The organism is Bradyrhizobium sp. URHA0013 (assembly GCF_000518345.1).
Classification (GTDB): Bacteria; Pseudomonadota; Alphaproteobacteria; order Rhizobiales; family Xanthobacteraceae; genus Bradyrhizobium.
Genome location: NZ_JADK01000003.1, coordinates 696,589 through 715,168 on the forward strand (window position 1 = coordinate 696,589; position 18,580 = coordinate 715,168).

The 18,580-nt window shown below is 61.8% G+C and carries 17 protein-coding genes and 1 tRNA gene; 7 read left to right on the forward strand and 11 right to left on the reverse strand.

Annotation, left to right across the window (positions count from 1 at the left end):
- Positions 1–170: 170 nt before the first annotated feature.
- Both N551_RS36525 and N551_RS0103520 read right to left on the reverse strand, forming a co-directional pair.
- Positions 171–683 carry a hypothetical protein gene (locus N551_RS36525; protein ID WP_155809408.1) on the reverse strand — a complete coding sequence of 171 codons (513 nt, stop codon included), beginning with the start codon at positions 681–683 and terminating at the stop codon, positions 171–173.
- A 102-nt stretch (positions 684–785) separates the two neighbouring features.
- Positions 786–2,042 (reverse strand): serine hydrolase, encoded by a 1,257-nt coding sequence (locus tag N551_RS0103520; protein WP_027565773.1) that lies wholly within the window; start codon positions 2,040–2,042, stop codon positions 786–788.
- Positions 2,043–2,509: 467 nt separating this feature from the next.
- Between N551_RS0103520 and N551_RS0103525 the strand changes: the two genes are divergently transcribed.
- Positions 2,510–4,096 carry a hypothetical protein gene (locus N551_RS0103525; protein WP_155809410.1) on the forward strand — a complete coding sequence of 529 codons (1,587 nt, stop codon included), beginning with the start codon at positions 2,510–2,512 and terminating at the stop codon, positions 4,094–4,096.
- Between the two features lie 226 nt (positions 4,097–4,322).
- Here N551_RS0103525 and N551_RS0103530 read toward each other — a convergent pair whose 3' ends face one another.
- Complete coding sequence (locus N551_RS0103530; protein WP_027565775.1) at positions 4,323–4,892, reverse strand: bifunctional transcriptional activator/DNA repair enzyme AdaA; 570 nt, start codon at positions 4,890–4,892, stop codon at positions 4,323–4,325.
- 131 nt (positions 4,893–5,023) lie between these two features.
- Here N551_RS0103530 and N551_RS0103535 point away from each other — a divergent pair, with 131 nt between their 5' ends.
- Positions 5,024–5,443 (forward strand): nuclear transport factor 2 family protein, encoded by a 420-nt coding sequence (locus tag N551_RS0103535; RefSeq protein ID WP_027565776.1) that lies wholly within the window; start codon positions 5,024–5,026, stop codon positions 5,441–5,443.
- A 70-nt stretch (positions 5,444–5,513) separates the two neighbouring features.
- Here the strand turns inward: N551_RS0103535 and N551_RS0103540 are convergent, their stop codons facing one another.
- A complete protein-coding gene (locus N551_RS0103540) occupies positions 5,514–6,032 on the reverse strand; it encodes an AAA family ATPase (protein ID WP_027565777.1) in 519 nt (172 codons plus the stop codon).
- A 362-nt stretch (positions 6,033–6,394) separates the two neighbouring features.
- Here N551_RS0103540 and N551_RS0103545 point away from each other — a divergent pair, with 362 nt between their 5' ends.
- Positions 6,395–7,093: an outer membrane protein gene (locus N551_RS0103545; protein ID WP_027565778.1), complete on the forward strand. Its 699-nt coding sequence runs from the start codon at positions 6,395–6,397 to the stop codon at positions 7,091–7,093.
- 527 nt (positions 7,094–7,620) lie between these two features.
- Positions 7,621–8,643, forward strand: a complete 1,023-nt coding sequence (locus tag N551_RS0103550) for an LLM class flavin-dependent oxidoreductase (protein ID WP_027565779.1) — start codon at positions 7,621–7,623, stop codon at positions 8,641–8,643.
- 45 nt (positions 8,644–8,688) lie between these two features.
- Here the strand turns inward: N551_RS0103550 and N551_RS0103555 are convergent, their stop codons facing one another.
- The 5 genes from N551_RS0103555 to N551_RS38630 form a co-directional block, all read right to left on the reverse strand.
- Positions 8,689–10,257, reverse strand: a complete 1,569-nt coding sequence (locus N551_RS0103555) for a hypothetical protein (RefSeq protein ID WP_027565780.1) — start codon at positions 10,255–10,257, stop codon at positions 8,689–8,691.
- A 77-nt stretch (positions 10,258–10,334) separates the two neighbouring features.
- Positions 10,335–11,498, reverse strand: coding sequence for a glycoside hydrolase family 5 protein (locus N551_RS0103560; RefSeq protein WP_027565781.1), 1,164 nt, complete (start codon positions 11,496–11,498; stop codon positions 10,335–10,337).
- 2 nt (positions 11,499–11,500) lie between these two features.
- Positions 11,501–13,654: a GumC family protein gene (locus N551_RS0103565; protein ID WP_027565782.1), complete on the reverse strand. Its 2,154-nt coding sequence runs from the start codon at positions 13,652–13,654 to the stop codon at positions 11,501–11,503.
- A gap of 269 nt (positions 13,655–13,923) precedes the next feature.
- Positions 13,924–14,082 (reverse strand): hypothetical protein, encoded by a 159-nt coding sequence (locus tag N551_RS38625; protein ID WP_197031098.1) that lies wholly within the window; start codon positions 14,080–14,082, stop codon positions 13,924–13,926.
- 196 nt (positions 14,083–14,278) lie between these two features.
- Positions 14,279–14,764: a hypothetical protein gene (locus tag N551_RS38630; protein WP_007597670.1), complete on the reverse strand. Its 486-nt coding sequence runs from the start codon at positions 14,762–14,764 to the stop codon at positions 14,279–14,281.
- A 228-nt stretch (positions 14,765–14,992) separates the two neighbouring features.
- Between N551_RS38630 and N551_RS0103580 the strand changes: the two genes are divergently transcribed.
- Positions 14,993–15,217, forward strand: coding sequence for a hypothetical protein (locus N551_RS0103580; protein WP_245287725.1), 225 nt, complete (start codon positions 14,993–14,995; stop codon positions 15,215–15,217).
- A gap of 637 nt (positions 15,218–15,854) precedes the next feature.
- On the opposite strand, the gene N551_RS0103585 is transcribed toward N551_RS0103580, so the two are convergent.
- Positions 15,855–15,931: transfer RNA gene (locus N551_RS0103585), tRNA-Arg, on the reverse strand.
- A gap of 162 nt (positions 15,932–16,093) precedes the next feature.
- Positions 16,094–17,593 carry an ATP-binding protein gene (locus N551_RS0103590; protein ID WP_027565784.1) on the reverse strand — a complete coding sequence of 500 codons (1,500 nt, stop codon included), beginning with the start codon at positions 17,591–17,593 and terminating at the stop codon, positions 16,094–16,096.
- 383 nt (positions 17,594–17,976) lie between these two features.
- Here N551_RS0103590 and rpmH point away from each other — a divergent pair, with 383 nt between their 5' ends.
- Both rpmH and rnpA read left to right on the forward strand, forming a co-directional pair.
- Positions 17,977–18,111: a 50S ribosomal protein L34 gene (gene rpmH, locus N551_RS0103595; RefSeq protein ID WP_008542748.1), complete on the forward strand. Its 135-nt coding sequence runs from the start codon at positions 17,977–17,979 to the stop codon at positions 18,109–18,111.
- Between the two features lie 27 nt (positions 18,112–18,138).
- On the forward strand, positions 18,139–18,567 hold the full coding sequence (rnpA, locus tag N551_RS0103600; protein ID WP_027565785.1) for a ribonuclease P protein component: 429 nt from the start codon (positions 18,139–18,141) through the stop codon (positions 18,565–18,567).
- The last annotated feature ends 13 nt before the right edge of the window (positions 18,568–18,580 follow it).

Here is an 18,580-nt window from a genome sequence, read left to right on the forward strand (position 1 = left end):
CACAGCAGACTCGGTGCGCGCCCGGATGCGCTGGGGAGCGTAGTCGTAAACGCGCTAGCTCGCGGGGTAGCCGGTGTCCGCTCTGTCCGCGAAACCGGACATGGCCAGTCCGGCTTTGTGAGTCAGCTTCGGGCCAGCAGCGGAAGTGCTGGCTCTGCGTTGCTGCTGACCTAGTTTACTTTCTCATCGGACCTAGAAGGTCCCCAAGCATATGCCTCTTCGGGGCTGCTAAACGCTCGTATGATGGGTTCGGAGAAGCCAAGCACCTCGTAGCAGTAGTCGCCTCCGACAAAGGAGAAGTGCCGCGGCTTCCGACCGACCGGATCGGTCGCAGCGTAGGCTTTCAGCAATGCCGAGTTCTCAGCTTCTTTAACGTAGACTCCGCCGTCGTAGCGGCCAGTTGTTTTGTCCCCGTGATCGGCGACCGAATAGATCATTTCTTCGATGCCCGAATAGATCTCGCAGGACATTTCGATGCCGTAAGCGCGAAGGCCGGGGTTCGGTGCCACCACGATGAGATAGAGAACGCCGCGCCAAAGGCCTTGATCGAAAACAAAAGGTGGGCGTTCGATGCCATCAATTATCGAAGGGTAGGGCCGCCATTTGATAGTGGAATCAGGAAACAATTGGAGTCCTTTTCGGTTTGAAAGTTGCGTCATGCCGACAACAAGGCGCTGGGTCAAGATTGTCGCAATGGCCAGAAGCAGACCTCGCAGCTCATTGGGCTTTCTATTCCGACGTCGAGGGCGGAGTGGACCTCTCTTCCCCTGGGAGAAAAGGTGGCGTCACCCGAACTGCGCGACCACGGCCGACCACAGACGCCAGATTTCGGGGGACTTTTCATCGACGGCGGTCTGCACCATGACCAGCTTCGAGGGCGGATCAACGAGGATGCGCTGCCCGAGGTGCCCCAAGAGCGCGAATTGCCGTCTGCTGCCGGGAAACAGGTAGACCTGATAGCCGTACCCGAACCCTCCCTCGGCTTTTGCCAGATACGTCTCGGAGGCAAGCACCGTGGTCGCATCAATCATCCACTGTGCCGGTATTATCTGTTTGCCTTCCCACGCTCCGTTGTGGGCCAGCAGACGGGCGAGCCGCGCGTAATCGCGCAGTACCGCATTGAAGAACCCGTGCGCTACCTCACGGCCATCCGCATCAATCAGCCATTTGGCATCCGCTTCCGTGCCGATCGGCTGCCAAACTTTTTCCTGGAGATAGCCGCACATTGATTGACCGGTCGCGTAATGCAGCACGAGACCAAGCACGTCCGTCTCGATACTGGCGTAATGGAATCGCGTCCCCGGCGGCGCGATCCGTTGGTTGAATTGCGCGATGCTGGCAACGGTGCCTTTTTGGGAAAACCAGTGTTTGCGCACCATGTCGCCCCACAGGCGATCGAGGTCGTCTCCGCTGCCTTTCGCTTCATCGTTCTCTTCACCGAACTTCACGCCAGACGACATGTGCAGCAGCGCGCGGATCGGCGTTGCACCGTATTCCGTGCCCTTCAAGCCGGGAACATAGGTCTCCGCAGCATCGTCGATCGACTTGATCGCGCCTTCCGCGGTCGCGATCCCTACCAGCATGCCAGTGATAGATTTTGCCATCGACTGCGATATCAGCCGGTCTCGATCGGTGCGGCCGTACTGATAGCACTCAACCAGAATCCGGTCGTCCTTAGCGATCAACAGGCCCGTCACCGGATTGCGCGACAGATAATCCGCAAGCGAAGCGCGGTTTCCCTTGTACTGGTAGCTGACATCCGCCGGCGTTCGCTTGAATGGCCAGGATGTGGCCGCGCGATCGACGTGGCGTGTCGGGAATATCTCATCGTAATGACTGAATGCGCCGACGCGGTATTTTGGCGAGGCCGGATTGCCGGGCTGGAAGATCCTCCACCGGTCCTTGATCGGGTAGTTCTCGGCCGCGCCGTAAAGTTCGGCGTCCGGGCCATCGGGGAAAAAGGACGGACCACCACCGATTTCGGCAGCCCAACTCCATTTCGCCGGCGCCGCAACGCAGGTTGCCGCCAGTCCGGTCAGCATAGAGCGTCGCGAGAGTGCATTCCCGGCGCTGGTATCGGACTTTAAAGGCCTTCTCATTGCTCATTGTTCCAAGCTACCGCTACGCCGCTTGCAAGAGCGATAAAATCGCGCCTTCGCAAACTTGGCCCATCCGACCTTGAAATCGCTGGAGAGGGGCCAACTGCTCCTCACCGCGAATGCTACGGCGCGTAACATTGAGCCAAGCAGCGTGCTGTGTCAATGGCCTACAGCTTTTGAGCGAGGTCCGCTTTGGGCCCAACAGCGGAAATGGCGTTGTCAATCACCCCCACATGTTCGCTCCGCCCTTGTCCAATTGTGCTTCAATGAGCTGGCTCGCCGCACGTCGTTGCGCAGTGCGGCGGCCACCCGGCGGAATCCTGAGAATTTGAACTCTGCTGCAGAAAACATTATTCATATATGCGGCGGAGGATTGTGCGCTTTAACCCCCGCCGAAGGTGCTCGTAACAATGAAACGCAGCATACGATCAGTGTCATCGCTATCGTCTTTTGCCGCTGCCGTCCTGGGCCTCATCTCAGCAATTGCACCACAGATCGGCAGCGCGGCCGAGCCTCCGCCCGGTTTTAACGCCGTCGTGCAGATCGGTCCCGAGGGCACCTCCGCGATCATGATTGCCCCTGACCGAAAATGGTTTCTCACGGGAACCCAGCGCGAGGTCACTGTCCGCGACATGAACACCGGAAACATATTCCGCAATCTGGTAGCCAGCGAGGGCACCCGGTTTACGCGCATGGCCATTTCGGGTGACGGGCGTGTCGTTTTCGCACGGGTTGCGCGGGACACCGATGAGGTGGAGACCGCCGCGTGGTCCCCAGAAACTGGCCTGCGGATCGAGAATGCGGGGATGCTTGTCCCATCTCTTGAGGCGAACAACTGGACCTGGATCGAGCACAAATGGCCCTCTTCTTGGTCGCGCGATCCGGACGGGCCAATCGATCTGGCAACCGAGAAACAATACCTCGTCGATCAGAAATTGGCTTCTCTGATCGATCTAGAGAAAGTCGCAAGCGTCGAATCAACCGATCGGCAAGACTTCATTCAAGTGACGACCGCAGACGAGAGGCAGGATGGTTTTGACCCATTTGACTATAACGCCGAACCAGGCTGGTCCTACCATGTGTATTTCATCGACGTGACTAGGAAGGAGATCGTCGCCGACGTTTCCGGAAAGACGCTACGCACCTTCTGCGGTCGGCCGCATGGTGCTTTCGCATTCGACGGACAACATCTCTTGCTTGCGCCAACTGAACTTGATGCCAGCAGTTCGAACGTAAATGCGTTGCTAGTTGACGTCAGCGCAGCGCCGCCGGCGCTCAACTGGAGCTGGCCCTGTCAGGACACCCAGGTTTCGGGCATTGGGTTTTCTCGCGGGCTGATCATCGTTCGAGCAACGCCAGATCAGGTTACGATATGGGACCCGGCGACAGCACGCCGCGTTATCCATCTCGAGGATATATACGACAGCGACGTCCTCGCCTGGTCCAATGACCTCACGACATTCGCAGTCGGATTTCATGAACAGCGGACTATGAAGGAGGGGCACAGATACGGGGTCGCGGTCGTCCGATCGGCCAAGAAGCTGTTCTTCCGGACGGATGCGGAGGTTCTTGAGATTCGCCTCGGCAAAGACGGAAGCAAGCTCTTTGCACGAACGAACGCTGGTTGGTCGGCCTGGGACGCAGCGAGCAGCACCAAGCTGTCCTCTTTTGTCCTTCCTCCCGCTCCCGATGAAACCATCCTAGGACGTCAATCGAACGAATCTCCAAGCGGCAAGGGCGAGGTCGTTCAGTCAGCTTACGGATTCGACCCATGTGCGGATTTGCGCTCGACTTCGAACATGTCGATCAAGCTATGCGACGTAGCCTCGGGGCGATCGCTGTGGCTGGCAACCGCCAGCGATGGCGCAGCAGGTCGAGAGTTTCTGATCGTGCAATTTGCGGATGGCCGAGTGCTTGTGTCGGAAGGGGCGGAAGACCTAGTCAAGTTTGTTAACGCGTTCGATGTGCGTCCATTCACGGATCAACGAGGTCGCTAGTCTCTCGCAGAAGCGTGGTCTGATGTAGATCCGGAGCAATACGAAACCGAACGATAAGGTGTAAAGGCGTCGTCCGATCTTCCCAGCGACGTCCGCTCAGGGTCAAAGGCTGCCTTCGGCCGCTCGCATGATGCCGGTCGGCTCACCTCCCGAACGCCGACTTCACAGCCCTCGGAGCGAAGGCCCGCCACGGGCCAACAGCGGATCAACTTTGGGATGCCCGATCTCAGGCGAATACTCTGCGGCGGTGGCGAATGCTGGAGGGCGCGCGCCCATAGAGTTCGCGAAAGACGGCGTTGAATCGGCGAACGCTGCCGAAGCCAGCTCGGTAGGCGATCTGGGCCAATGGTTCAGTCGTCTCGTCAAGTAGCCGCTTCGCCCGCTGTACACGCCTGGTCTTTGCGACCTGTTGGGGGCTGGCCCCGACGTACCGCTCGAACAGACGCCCAAGGTGGCGCGAGCTTACCCCGAGCCGATCGGCCAGTGCGGCAACCGAACCGCCATCCAACGCGCCACCATCGATCAATTTCAGGGCCCGCGCGACTGTCGAACGCGTGCCATTCCAGGCAGCACAGAAGGGAGCGGTCTCCGGACGGCAACGCAGGCAAGGCCGGTATCCCGCAGCCTCGGCGGCCGCCGCAGTTTGATAGTAGGCCACGTTACAGGTCAACGGCTGCTTCACAGGGCAAACTGGGCGGCAGTAGATCCCCGTGGTCTTCACTGCCGTGTAGAAACGGCCGTCATAGCGCGGATCGCGCTGCAAGCGCGCGGTGTTGCAAACCTCAAAACTGAGCATGACTCATCTTACCGCAGGGGGTGGCCAGAATAACAGTCCCGAGATGATCAGGTCCGATTCCGGCCAGCGATATCGGTGCGCCCTTCTTATAGATAAGGTCCAGATTCGCTGAGCACTCGGAGAAGCAAAAAATGGACAGCACGAATCCTAAAGAGGTCGTGATCAATGCCTGGAAGACTTTTAAAACCCGGGATGCGAGGCTAATCGCCGAGCTGTTTACTCCCGATGCCGAATGGATCGCACCGGCCGGAAATGCCACGGCGGTCGCTCTCAAGCACACCGACCACATGATTGGACCGGACCAAATCGCACACTTTATTGCCTCGGAAATGCATCATCTGTTCTCGAACGTCGACATCTCGTTTCGGGGCATTCATGCCGATGGTGATACTGTGATCGTCGAGGAGCGGATGCGAGCCACTCTTCCTGGAGGCAAGCCCTACGAGAATGACTATTGCTTCGCTTTTGTCCTTTCGGGCGAGCGGATCAAACTGGTTCGCGAATACATGGACACCCGAAAGGGCTGGCAGATGATTTTCGGGCCACTTTAAAGGCCGCTTTGGGTCACAAGCGGACCTGCACCGGCTGCTCGCGGCAGGTCAGCTGTGGGCCAAGAGGAGACTAACCAGTCTGAGCGCGAACATACGTCTCCGCTTCTTCGAGCAGGTGATCGAGCGAGCTAACGGCCGTATCGAGCACCAGGTGTTCTCGATCCCACGGTTCATAGTCTCGGTTCACTACCTCAGCCCACGTTGGCTGCTTGAGACCGCTGATGTCTGAGGTGCGTGTTTCCACTCGTTGTCGATGCAAGATCAGGTCGCTGCAAACCACTTCAATCTCAACGACGCATGTCGACTTCTGAGCGGCGACCTGTCGCCATCCGACGCGGCTTGCCAGGACTGGATTTACGCAGTCTACGACAACGACACGACCAAGCTCGAGTTTTTCAGCCGCGAGTGCGGTGGCTACCACATAGCCCATCGCGCCGACCCTATGACCTGCGGTCCGTAGCGTCTGCTCAACGGCATCGATACGAAGGTACGTGGCCGCGAGACGTCTGGTCAGCTCCCGGAAAACTGTTGTCTTGCCCGTGCCGGGAAGGCCACCAAAGACTATCAGCGCTGGTGGACGGCCTGTCATGCGACATCATCGGCCGGCATTCGGAAGTCCGCAATGGTCACCGGCGGTCCTCCACCGGCTGCGTGCGGCAGGTCAGCTAGCGGACAAGATGCGACATCCCGGGTCGATGAGCTTCCAGTATGAGCGGCAAAAGTTCTGAATCATGCCAGAGCTTTGGAATGCACAATGATAAATCCTTCGCGATGGCGGAACCGCGGAACTCGTCGCTCAGACGCCCGGTTCCGGGTCAACACGGTTCCTCAATTAACAAATGACCAGAGCGTTCCACACGTAGATCGGCGACGTGTGTCTCGCGCGCTACAGCAAATTCGGTGAGTTGAGTTAGCGTTTGGCACACATTCTTTAAACCTGAGAGACTCGAAATGAAAAAGTTCCTTCTCGCTACTGTCGCTTTCGCCGCCTTAGCGGGTACAGCATCGGCGGCTGATATGGCCGCGCGTCCTTACACCAAAGCCCCACCGATGGCCGCCTCGCCGATTTACAACTGGACCGGCTTTTACATCGGCGGTCACGTCGGCGGCGCATTCGGCGGCAGCAACAACATTCTGGCCCCCGGCTTCACCGGCACCAGCAGCAACGATGGTGTGTTCATGGGCGGCGCGCAGGTCGGTTACGACCATCAGTTCTCGCCGAACTGGGTGCTGGGCATTGAAGCGAACTACAGCTTCCTCGACACCAACAACAATCCCTTCGTCAACCGTGGGCTCGGTTCGGTCACCGGTCGCCTCGGCTACACCTGGGGTCCGGCGCTGCTGTACGTCAAAGGCGGTTACGCCTGGGCTGACTCCCGCCTTACGAACGGTTTCGGCGGCGGCACCTTCACCAACAACGGCGGTGGTCGCGACGGCTACAGCGTGGGCGGTGGTCTCGAATACATGTTCGCCCAGAACTGGTCGGGCAAGGTCGAATACCAGTACTACGACTTCGGCACGCGGAACGCTCTCTTCACCAGCGCCGGCGGTGTTGTTACCGCCGTCGGCTTCCGCAATGACGAGCACACCATCAAGGCCGGCCTGAACTACCGGTTCAATTGGGGCGCCGCGTCGGCTTCTCGTTACTGACGGCTTACATAATATCCTCCAGGGGCCAGCCATACGGGCTGGCCCCTTCTGCTAAGACGGAATGGCTGGCGCGAGTTGGCGGCTTGCGTTTTTACGAAGCTCTCCAGAAACTACTTGATGTCAGCTACGGGCAACAGCGGTCCGCGGCCGGCTGCGCGCGGCAAGTCAGCGGTGGGCTAGAAGCGGACATATGAATTGAAGAGAAGCCGGGCCCTAACGGGTACGCGCTTGGTCAAGGAAACCAACCCACTCCTCGCTGATGATGTGGTAAAACAAGCCTGGTGGAACGGCGCCCAGATCGGCAAGATCACTTGCCGAGACCGCGGCCGGCTTAGGAGTTAGCCTCGCTCGTGAATTAGCTAAATCGCTCAGTCTGAGCGGTGCAAAGCATGGCGTGCTTGCTGCTTTGTCCGCTTAGTGTGCTTCCCCCGGGCGGCATCACATACGAGCACACGCCTTTTCACGTTTGCCGTCTTTCCTACGGCCGAGGTGTCGCAAACTCCGCCCGTCGTCCATATGTTGCCTTCATGAAAAAGATCGGATTCCTCTCCTTCGGGCATTGGACGCCCTCGCCGCAATCGCAAACCCGCTCGGCCGCGGACACGCTGCTGCAATCGATCGAGCTTGCGGTTGCGGCCGAAGAACTCGGCGCCGACGGCGCCTATTTTCGCGTGCACCATTTTGCGCGGCAGCTCGCCTCCCCCTTTCCGCTGCTGGCCGCTGTCGGCGCCAGGACCAGCAAGATCGAGATCGGCACGGCCGTGATCGACATGCGCTACGAGAATCCGCTGTACATGGCGGAGGACGCGGGCTCCGCCGACCTCATCGCCGGCGGGCGGCTGCAGCTCGGCATCAGCCGCGGCTCGCCCGAGCAGGTGATCGACGGCTGGCGCTATTTCGGCTACCAGCCGGCCGAGGGCGAGAGCGACGCCGAGATGGGCCGGCGTCATGCCGAGGTCTTTCTCGACATCTTGCGCGGCGAAGGTTTTGCAAAGCCCAACCCGCAGCCGATGTTCCCAAATCCACCGGGCCTCCTGCGGCTCGAGCCGCATGCGGAAGGCCTGCGCGAACGGATCTGGTGGGGTGCCGGTTCCAACGCGACCGCGGTCTGGGCCGCCAAGCACGGCATGAATCTGCAGAGCTCGACGCTGAAGAACGACGAGACCGGCGAAGCCTTCCATGTGCAGCAGGCCGCGCAGATCCGCGCCTATCGCGCCGCGTGGAAAGAGGCCGGCCATACCCGCGAGCCCCGCGTGTCCGTCAGCCGCAGCATCTTCGCGCTGGCCGACGATCGCGACCGCGCCTATTTCGGCGGCGAGCGCGGCAGCGAGGACCAGGTCGGCTTCATCGACCCGCGCACCCGCGCGATCTTCGGCCGCTCCTATGCCGCGGAGCCGGATGTGCTGATCGAGCAGCTCCGAGCGGACGAGGCGATTGCGGAGGCGGACACGCTGCTGCTGACGATCCCGAACCAGCTCGGTGTCGACTATTGCGCGCACGCCATCGAGGCGATCCTCACGCACGTGGCGCCTGCGCTTGGGTGGCGGTGACGCCTGGACCGCCACACAATTTTTGAAGGTTACGTCTCTTAAAGGCTACGTCGCGGCCTGATAGTGCGTCAGCCGCTCTGGCTCGGCCTCCGGGACGGAGACCGTCTGCATCCTGATGTGGCTGCCGATCACGAGGCCCGTGAGCGAGAGCATGAGCCCAAGCGCCAGCGGCGCGAACAAGGCCTCTTCCTGAAACAATCCATTCAGCAGCACGACCATGACGCCGAAGCCCGCGAGCCCCTGCGTCAAATATCCGGAGAATGCATAAAGACGCCAGGCCTTCAGCGCCACCGCGAAATGAAACGCCAACGGAACGAGGGCTGCGATGCCCATCTGGTACAGCAGGACGCCGATCGCACTCTCGACGGCGCCGTTGGTCGTTCCGGCAGCCTGCGCGGCGCTCCAGTCAATCGAGAAATAGTCGTCCGATAGATTTCCGCCAACTCCCAAGCCGCGCCCAAACGGCCTTTCGAGAAATCCGTTCAAGCCTCCCATGAGGCCAAGAACGTGATAGTCGCCGATCTGCAAGCCAACGCGGATCGCGACAATTGCAAACATGATCAAGGCCACGAAGCCGAGCCATAGCGTCACCACGGCGCCGAGCAGACGGGTCGATATCCAGGCCGTGGCGACGAACACCACCACGATGAGCGCCCCCTTCACGCTGCAAACGATCAGCAGCGGCAACGCCACGAGGGCCAGAAACGGACGCCCTACCGAAAACAGGAAAAGCCCGAAAAAACCGATCCCGTACGCGAAGCTGATCGGATGCATATTCGGTCCGTGGATACGGAGGATCTTCGACAGGCCGAACCCTTCGAGCAGGGGCGTATTGAGAAAGTCGAAGCTGAAACGATCCTTCAGATCGACCGGCACATTGCCGGTGGCGCGCATCTCGGCTTCCCAAACGCCGGAGCGGGCCGCCTTGAGCTCGTCGAAACCCCAGAACGTGTAGCCGTTGGTGATGGCCAGCCAGAAATCCCGAAACGCAAACTCGACGTATCCGCACAGGATCAGAATGGCTCCAAGCGTCACCAGGAACGGCGTGGCGCGAACCTCATAGGTCGCCGCCGTCAGCAGCGAGAGCTGAAACAGGAACAGCGGCAGCACGATGTTGCGCAGATAGACCGTCGCCGCCTGGCCATCCTGCACGAAGCCGATCGCGAAATACAACGACACCACCGCGAGGGTCACGGCGCCCCAGCGCATGATCTGGTTGATCTCAGTCGAGCGGTTCCTTTGGCCGGCGACGTAGAGCCCAAATGTCGTCAGCCACATCACGGAGCAGACGAGAAAATTATAGCCTTTGATGAAGTCCAGGTCGGACGGCGCCGAAATCAGCGGCGACAGGATCGAGACGAACAGGTTCTGGAAGAACAGCACAAAGATCGCGATGGCCGGCGCGTAGGTAGGAACCGCAACCACGATGGCGACGGCGACGAGAACTTCGACCGTCAGAGACAGGACCGGGCTCGCCACGTGCAGGACCGGCACAAAGCCGATGACTGCGATGGCGATGCAGAGCGTCGGGATCAGCTCGCGCCAAGGCGAACGTGAAGGCTCGCGACAGCCCCCCTGCACGGCTTGAAGATGCGGTGAGGTCCCGCCACTCATGACTCGTCCTTTGGCACAGCGCGGCGGCAACGATAGCGGCAGGAAGCGCAAGGATTCGTTAACGATGGCGCACGGGTTTAGCGCCGGCCGGGCTTGGTCGCGCCGAGCAGCGCGCGCATGACGTCGGGATCGGGCTTGCCCGTGCCGTTTTCGAGCAGGCCGAATCCCTGCGCCAGCTCCCAATGCGCCCAGCCCCAGCAATGCGCCCGCGCATATGCGGTCACGGCCGCGAGCCAGCGCACGCGGCTGTCCCGGGGTGCCGCGGCTTTCAACACGCCGAATTCGTTGATGATGATCGGCCGCGAAAATTGCTGCTGCCACGCGACCGCGGGCTCGAGCCAGCGGCTGACATCCGGCTTGTCCCTGGCGGCGGCAATCGCCGTGTCGAGCATGCCGAGCGCCTTCGTCGCGCCTCTGTCCTGCAAATCCCGGCGGAGCGCCTGAACCCCGGGATCGCCCGCGTTGATCGGATAAGGCAGATCCGTGATGTCGTGCAGTGGATCCTGCACGTCCCAATAGCCCTGGTGTGTGAACACCATGGGATCGTAGAAATGGATGGCGTAGACGACGTTTGGATCCGGCAACGGGCGAAACCGCGGCAGCGAGTCCGCGCGTTGCCAGTCGACCGGGCCGACGATCAGCGTGGTCGCGGGAAGCAATTGGCGAACGAAGGCGGCGAGCGTTTCGACCTGCTTCTGCCATCTGTCGGCTTCGATGTCGGGCTCATTGAGCAGCTCGGCGAAGACGCGGTCGGCCGGAAAAGATTGAATGACCTGAGCGAGCGTGCCCCACGCATCCTCCAGCTCGCGCAGCGACGCGTCCGCGTCGTCCTTGTGCAGGCGATTGAAACGATCGCCGGGATGAAGATCGACGGAAATTGAATAGCCGAGCGAGATGAGCAGCTTCAATGCCTTGTCGAGCGCCCGCAGCGTCTCATCGCGTTCCGCCTTCGAGGCGAAACGAAGCATCACCCGCTCGGCCGACACCGGCAAGCGCACATGACTCATCCCGGCCTTGCGAAGTTGCTGCAGCAACTCGCGAGTTGGAGGCGCGGATTTTTCGCCGTTGATCCAGCCGTCGGCATTGAACCCGCGCGACAGCGCGGCGAGCCTGTCGCGCGCGACGGTCTGCGGGACAGGCACGCAAGTTTCGGCCGATGCCGCGGAGGCGAGCGACGTTGGTAGCAAGATCGTGGACAGCAAGATCGCGGCAAGGAGCAGACGACGGCACGGCGTCGCCATTGTCAAACCGCCCTGCTAAGCGCGCCGCCGTCAGGGTGAGGCGCGGCAGAGCCCGCGGGTGCGTGATTGACGACGAAACCGGTCGACACGGTGTCGTACTTCGACAGCGCGGCGGTCACCCGTCGCATCGCCGCCGAACCGAGCTCGCCGGCGCGCACCACCGGGATGATCAGGTCCGCGTGCGCGGCGAGCGCGATCGCATCTGGCTGCAAGGCAAGATTGTTCGCATGGATGATGATCAGGTCGAACTCCGAGCGAATATCGTCCTCCGGCCGCGCATCGGCCTTCCTGCCGGCGCTCAGCAGCTCGTCGATCGACTGGAGTCCTGCCGTGGTGGAGCCGTCCTGCCATTCAGTCACCGGCGGCTGGGCGCCCGCGAATTCCGGCTGCAGCCGGATCAGCACGCTCATCATGCCGCGATTGACGGCCGCGCGGTTGAGCGAGCGCGCAACGGTGTTGCCGCCGGCGCTCTTGCCGACCGACAGCACGAGGGCGACCTTGCAACCACGCACCGGGGCACGATCGATACGCTCGAGCAGCGGACGCAAATAAGCGCCGAGATCGAGCTCGGCTGTGGCGGCAATCGGTCGTTGCCAGACAGTGTTGGGCGCCGCTCCCGACGCCAGTTCGGGAATGCGGGACCAGACTGGAAGGTTCGGCATCGCCTCGGATTGCTGCACGGCCGGAGCCGGACGCTGGGCTTGCCGCTTGGGCGTCTCCCTCGCCTCCGCATGCACGTGCGTTCGAGCCGGAGCCTCGGCCGGATCGGACTTGTCGGACATGCCCGTCATGGCCGCAACCGTAGCGGTTGACGTCAGCAGCGAGCCGATTGCGAGCGCGGCGAGCAACAGGGCGAGCGGCGGACGCGTCGAGCGCAGCGGCGGGATCGCGGGCGAGGCGATCTTGGTCTGCGAGCTCTGAAGCTGACGCTGCTCGTTGGTCGTCTTGAACCGCGACAAAAACTGCTCGTAGATGTTCTTGTTGGCGTCGGCATCGCGCTGCAGTTCCTGCAGCTTCACGAGCGCCTGGCCGTCCACCAACATCTGCGTCTCGACCGCCTTGAGCTGCTTTTCCAGCGCGGCCTGCTGCTCGAGCTGGGCCTCGTATTCGGACTTCGCGGTGTCGATGTTCTTCTTCCGCTCGACCTCGATCTGCCTGTTGATGTCAGCCAACTGGCTGTAGGAGATCGCAAGATCAGGATGGCGCTCGCCGTACACCGCCTTCTTCTGTGCGATCTGGTCGTTCAGGGTCGAGCGCTGCGCGCGCAGCATGCTCAGGAGATCCTGCTTCACCGGACCTTCGACATTGGCCTTGAGATCGCGCTGCACCTGGTCGTAACGCGCCTTGGCTTCCTCGGTGCGCGCGCGGGCCGCGGAGACCTGCTGGTTCAGGTCAGTCACCCGCAATTGCTGGGTGGTGGAATCCTTGCCGGCATTGAGGATCTTGTGCTCGAGCCGGAAGGCTGCAACGGCGTCTTCCGAGACGCGCAGGCGCTCGTTCAGCTCCTTCAGCCGGTCCTTGAGCCAGTCGGCCGCCACGTCCGTCGCATCGCTGCGGACGCGGCTCTGGGTCGCGACGAACGCCTCTGCGATGGCATTGGCATAATACGCCGCCCGCTCCGCACTGTTCGAGGTGAACGAGATGGCGATGACGTAAGTCAGGCCGCGACGCGAGATATCGAGACGGTTGCGGAGCTTTTCGAGCAGGCGCGTCATGTCGGTATGACCCCCTGCAATATCCTCGTCGTCGGCGATCTTGAGCTTCTCGATGAGGGGCCGGAGAAAGCCGTCCGACTTGGCGATCTCGATCTGGCTCTGAAGCGCAGCGGCGTCCTGGCCGATGCCAGGCAACACGTCCTGGTCCGTGGTCACGCGCAGCTCGCGGGGATCGACCACGACGAGCGCCGTCGCGGCATACCGGACCGGCAGCACCATCAGCACGGCGACGCCGAGCGCGAACAGTGCCAGCGCGAGCATCAGGATGCGCCGGCCGTTCTCGCGCAGGAAAGCGAACGCGCCGGGCAGGGTCAGCGATCCCTTGATCAGCGCGGGGGCGGTGTTGTCGGGCGTCGCCGCCGCAGCCCGCGGCGCTTCCCACGAAGCCGCGGGCTCCGTCGGGGCGATGCTTCGCGGAGATGCGCTTCTACCGAACGCCATGGGGTTGGACTCGAAATCAACTAACAGGCACAGCCTAGAGACTTGCTACACCGTAAATATCCATGGTTAACCCGCGGTTACGGTTGCCGCGAAGCTCTGTAAACGGATCGTTAAGGAGACGACCCACAGCCCTGCGCGGAGAGGGGTTCCGCGCGTCCGGATACCGCCACACCGAATGCATAAAGTCCGCTATGGGTTGGCGCGGACGCTTGCGAAAGACTTTCCTGCGCTTCGGCGACCGGGCGCACCGGATTGTTCTGCGCCGGATCTCAAAACAAGGCGGCGCTGGCAGCCTGTCCGTAGATCATTGCGGCCGCTAGAGAGAGCAGCAAACCCGCGCCCGAGAAAATCACGACAACTTTCAGAGTTTCGACATCGACGTTGGTTCTCGTCGCGCGGGATATCGCCTTTGCCAGTGCGGCCATCATTGCAAGCTCCGAACAGGCCGCGCGGAGGCGCGACCTGTTTTGTCTAGCGTCATTGGGCGCATTTGCGTGTGAAGCAGATTACAGGTGATGTTGCGTGCTGAAGCTCACACGGCGGCGACGTGCGAAGAAGAATCCCACCGGATCGTCTCGCCTTTGCGCCGCGATACCCCGGGCAAACAAACGCTGGATCGGGCCGTCAAATCCCGCCGGGAAGCTCAACGCCCGCTTCGGTCAGGTCACGGAGGAATTTCCGCACCAGGAGCATGTTGGTTCTCTGCAGCTCGTGATTGTTGCCGAACTTGAACTGGTTGGCTTCGGTTACGATCAGTCCCTGGTCGGTCTCGCGGAAAATGCCTTGCTTCTTCAAGCGATCGGCGCGCCGCCGGACGGTTTCGATCGGCAGACCGAAAAAGCGGGACAGGGCGGCACGGGAAACGCCCTGCTTGATCTTATCCGGCTCAACCGCCTGGATACTGCCAAATTGCCGGTCCAGTTCGGGGTTCTTCATGATCTTGAGAACGTTGGCGTTCAAGACCGCATGAATGATCATCAAGTCCAGCGGATCGAAATCGTAGTGGCGGAACATTTCGCTGGCTGCGCACAGCATGTAGGCCAACGAGTGGCGAGAGACGGTTCGGATCAAATCCGCCGCGATGTCCTCTCCTTCAGTCGTACCAACCATGGCCAGTGCCTGCTTCTACGGATGTCCGGTTCGACGCCCACAAGCCGGTTCTATGTATCCGTGGCGCACCGCGCGTGAGGCAGGACCGGTCTGCTGTTTCCCCCAATATGGGTATGGTCGCGGTTCCATCGGGTCAATAGCTGGCTTGTCGGCAATATCATTTTCACCGATACGAGGTTGAGTTGCCGGGCGCGCAATTGGCGCGTGTCAATTGTGGTCATGGACCAAATGACATTTATCATCGAAGCTATTAGAGACGACTGCCGCACCGTGGATTTCCGTGACAGCGCGATCGTTGCGGTGATCCTGGCCCGCAAGCACGCGGTGAATGGTTTTGTGGTTTCGATCACGGCTCCGGACGGGCAGCTTTTTTCAGCCGATCAGTTCAACCGTTTGCTGGCGAGCAGGGGGCTTGGTTCGGATCCCGCGGCGCGTGATGTTGCGCGGCGCTAAAGCGGGCTTTGTTACGGCACGCGGAATCCTGGAAGCAGTGCAGCGAGTTGCAGCGGCTTCGGTGAGCGGTGCGAGCAGGGCATCGTCGGCGCGCCGGCCGATTGGATAGAGACTGATCTGCGGAATGTAGCCCTCGGTTTTCGGAAATCGCATTCGTCTTCGCCCGATCAGTACGCGACCAAGGGAATGAAGAGATCCGAGCCTATGATCCATTCACGGAGCGGACCCGGAGCAGTGGCTCGCGCTGGACGAACAAGAACGTATCGATCTCGTGACGGAGTATCATCGGCGCGCGCGGATCCGCCTCCCGCGAGCGACATTGCACGCCGTTATTCACGCCATCATGGAGAACCAGCTTGCTGATGCCGAACTACCGGTGCGAGGCACGGCGCAGCGACTGATGTCTGAAGGGCTCGATTGTCACGAAGCCATCCATGCGATCGGCTCGGTGCTGGTCGGATACTTGAACGACCGGATGCGCGGACTCAGGTCGGGCGGCGGCGACCTCGATACGAGGTCCGAGCAGGATCTGAACGAGGCTTATTTCGCCGAGCTGGCAGCCTTGACCGCGGAAGGATGGCTTCACCGCGGAAGGATGGCTTCGGTCCGCGTGACCAGGCGACAGTCGGTACCGAAATGGCGCGCCCGGAACGATTCGAACGTCCGACCCTCAGATTCGTAGTCTGATGCTCTATCCAGCTGAGCTACGGGCGCGTTTTTCGCTGACAGTGCGGGCGTGGCCCGCAGGCAGCCCCCGGCGACGCCGGAGGGGTGCGAAAGAGCGCTCTGACTAACCGCTCTTGCCCCGATTGGCAAGGTCCGGATTGGGGAGATTTTGCTGGGAAATGAGAGTTTCCGCACTCAACCGCGAGCCGACTATGCCCGCGCCCGCTCGTTACGGACGGAGAGCAGTTCCACGGGGCGGTCGGGGATGACGATCCGGAAGGTGGCGCCGATGGTGCCTTCGACCAGATGGATGTCGCCGCCATGGGCGCGGACCAGCTCGGCGGCGATGGCAAGGCCGAGGCCGCTGCCGCCGGGGCGGCCGGAGGTCTGGAACGCCTCGAACAGGTGATCGCGGGTCCTCTGGGGCACGCCGGGGCCGGTATCGGAGACCTCGAGGATGGCGACCGCGCCCTCGCGTTTTCCCGTGATCCGGATTTGCTGCGCGCCGCCCTCGGCCGACGCATGGCTTTCCAGCGCCTGGGCGGCGTTGCGGACGAGGTTGAGCAGCACGCGAAACAGCTGGTCGGGATCGGCGTCGACCGCGAGCCCGCGCTCGATTGCGGCGACCCAGGAGATCGACGCGTCGGAGGCAAGGCCGGCGGTCTCGCGCACCTCCAGCACCACCGGCTCGATCATGATCATGCGCCGGTCGGGCGCGGCTTCCTGGGCGCGGCCATAGGACAATGTCGACTGGCAGAAGGCGATGGCGCGCTCGAGCGAGCGCACGAGCTTTGGCGCAAAGCGCTGCACCCGCGGATCCGGCACGCTGGCGAGCTGGTCCGACAGGAGTTGCGCCGAGGCCAGCAGATTGCGCAGATCGTGATTGATCTTGGACACCGCGAGGCCGAGGGCGGCGAGTCGGCTCTTCTGATGCAGCATCGACATCAGGTCGCGCTGCATGTCCGACAATTCGCGCTCGGCGACCCCGATCTCGTCGCTGCGCTGGCTCGGCACGATGATCCCCGCCGAACTCTCGGGATTTTCGTGGAAGCCGACCAGACTCGCGGTCAGCCGCCGCATCGGGCGCACGAAGAGATAATGCATCGCGAGATAGACGAGGCCGGCGGTCAGCACCGCGATGATCAGCGCGACCACCACGACGTTGCGCGAGAAGCGGTACATCGACTGCCGCAGCGGCAGCTCGTCCGTGACGATCTCCATGAACTGGGCGTTGCCGACGCCCGGCCCGACGATCCGGATGGCCTGGTTGCCGGTCTCCAGCATCATCCGGAACGAGCCGGTGATCGCCTCCCACGCCGTCATGTCGCGCAGGTCGATGTCGTGCTCGATCGCCGCGGGCAGATTGTCGCTGGCGAGCAGACGGCGCTGCTGGCCCATCTTGATGGCGACGGCGCGGGCATTGATGCTCTTCAGGATCTGGCGCGACAGCGAATCGGGGACCATGCCGAGCGGCGCGGCATCGAGCACCAGCGCCGCCGTGTTGGCCGCCGCGACGCGGTCGTTGAGCCGGTTGACCCAGAAATTGGCGATGGCGGGCACGTAGAGCAGAATGGCCGCGATCATCACCAAGGGGACGGTGAGCAGCAGCAGCTTGCCGGACAGCCCAAGCCCGCGCGTCCCCCGCGGCAGCGCCGTCGGCGGGTCCCGCTGATCCCCATCCTGGATCGGCTGGAGGTCTGTCGCTGCCACGAAATCGCCCTCGCTGCCTTTACCGGATTAAAGATGTCGCCGGGTGAAGGGTCTTGGCGCGTATCAAGATGCGGCCCGCCCCCAGCGCGGTCAAATTACAGATCGTCAATCTGCCAAGGTCGGATGTAAGCGCAGATTTGGCGAGTCGCCACCTCAAGGGTTAAAAACCCCGCACAAACAGCGATATTCGCTGGAATTGAGCGCTTGTGCGGCGTTGACGAAAAGAAGGCGCTCGCTTATAAGCCGGCCAATTGTCCGCGATGACCCGGTGTGACCGCCGGGAGCGGCTCTCTTGGGGCCGAAAAAGGCCCGTTTTGGGCAGCATCTTCCGGACTTTATCATCAATTCTACAGGCAAATTGCCCGGTCAGCGGAGAAAAACCCGTGAAGCGGACTTATCAACCCAGCAAACTGGTGCGCAAGCGCCGTCACGGCTTCCGTGCCCGTCTCGCCACGGCCGGCGGCCGAAAGGTGCTCGCCGCCCGCCGCGCCCGCGGCCGCAAGCGTCTGAGCGCCTGAGCCGGACCCCCTTTTTGGGATTTCATCATGGATCGGCTGAGGCAGCGGGCGGATTTCCTCGCCGTTGCCAATGGCGCGCGGGTGAATAGTCCTGCGTTCGTCCTGCAACGCCTTGACCGCCAAAGCCTTGACCACGACGATCGCGGCCCGATCCGGATCGGCTTCACCGTCACCAAAAAGAACGGCAACGCCCCCGAGCGCAATCGCATCCGGCGCCGGCTTCGCGAACTGGTGAAGCGGCTCGATCCGATGTCGATGCAGCCCCATCATGATTATGTGCTGGTCGGCCGAAGGGACGCGCTCTCCCGCGGCTTCGCCACCATGCTCGACGATCTGCGCATGGCGTTCGCGAAGCCCGCGCGGCATACGCACAAGGGACGCGGCCCAAAAACCAACTCAAGAACCGACGGCTCAAAGCCCGGCCCCGCTCCTGCGACCAGCCGCAAACCGGATTGATGACGAGAGAATG

Excerpts from the sequence above, each read along its gene's own strand:
- N551_RS0103520 (WP_027565773.1), bottom strand. The coding sequence starts at position 2,042 with ATGCTGACCGGACTGGCGGCAACCTGCGTTGCGGCGCCGGCGAAATGG.
- N551_RS0103525 (WP_155809410.1), top strand. The coding sequence starts at position 2,510 with ATGAAACGCAGCATACGATCAGTGTCATCGCTATCGTCTTTTGCCGCT.
- N551_RS0103530 (WP_027565775.1), bottom strand. The coding sequence starts at position 4,892 with ATGCTCAGTTTTGAGGTTTGCAACACCGCGCGCTTGCAGCGCGATCCG.
- N551_RS0103535 (WP_027565776.1), top strand. The coding sequence starts at position 5,024 with ATGGACAGCACGAATCCTAAAGAGGTCGTGATCAATGCCTGGAAGACT.
- N551_RS0103540 (WP_027565777.1), bottom strand. The coding sequence starts at position 6,032 with ATGACAGGCCGTCCACCAGCGCTGATAGTCTTTGGTGGCCTTCCCGGC.
- N551_RS0103545 (WP_027565778.1), top strand. The coding sequence starts at position 6,395 with ATGAAAAAGTTCCTTCTCGCTACTGTCGCTTTCGCCGCCTTAGCGGGT.
- N551_RS0103550 (WP_027565779.1), top strand. The coding sequence starts at position 7,621 with ATGAAAAAGATCGGATTCCTCTCCTTCGGGCATTGGACGCCCTCGCCG.
- N551_RS0103555 (WP_027565780.1), bottom strand. The coding sequence starts at position 10,257 with ATGAGTGGCGGGACCTCACCGCATCTTCAAGCCGTGCAGGGGGGCTGT.
- N551_RS0103560 (WP_027565781.1), bottom strand. The coding sequence starts at position 11,498 with ATGGCGACGCCGTGCCGTCGTCTGCTCCTTGCCGCGATCTTGCTGTCC.
- N551_RS0103565 (WP_027565782.1), bottom strand. The coding sequence starts at position 13,654 with ATGGCGTTCGGTAGAAGCGCATCTCCGCGAAGCATCGCCCCGACGGAG.
- N551_RS38625 (WP_197031098.1), bottom strand. The coding sequence starts at position 14,082 with ATGATGGCCGCACTGGCAAAGGCGATATCCCGCGCGACGAGAACCAAC.
- N551_RS38630 (WP_007597670.1), bottom strand. The coding sequence starts at position 14,764 with ATGGTTGGTACGACTGAAGGAGAGGACATCGCGGCGGATTTGATCCGA.
- N551_RS0103580 (WP_245287725.1), top strand. The coding sequence starts at position 14,993 with ATGACATTTATCATCGAAGCTATTAGAGACGACTGCCGCACCGTGGAT.
- rnpA (WP_027565785.1), top strand. The coding sequence starts at position 18,139 with ATGGATCGGCTGAGGCAGCGGGCGGATTTCCTCGCCGTTGCCAATGGC.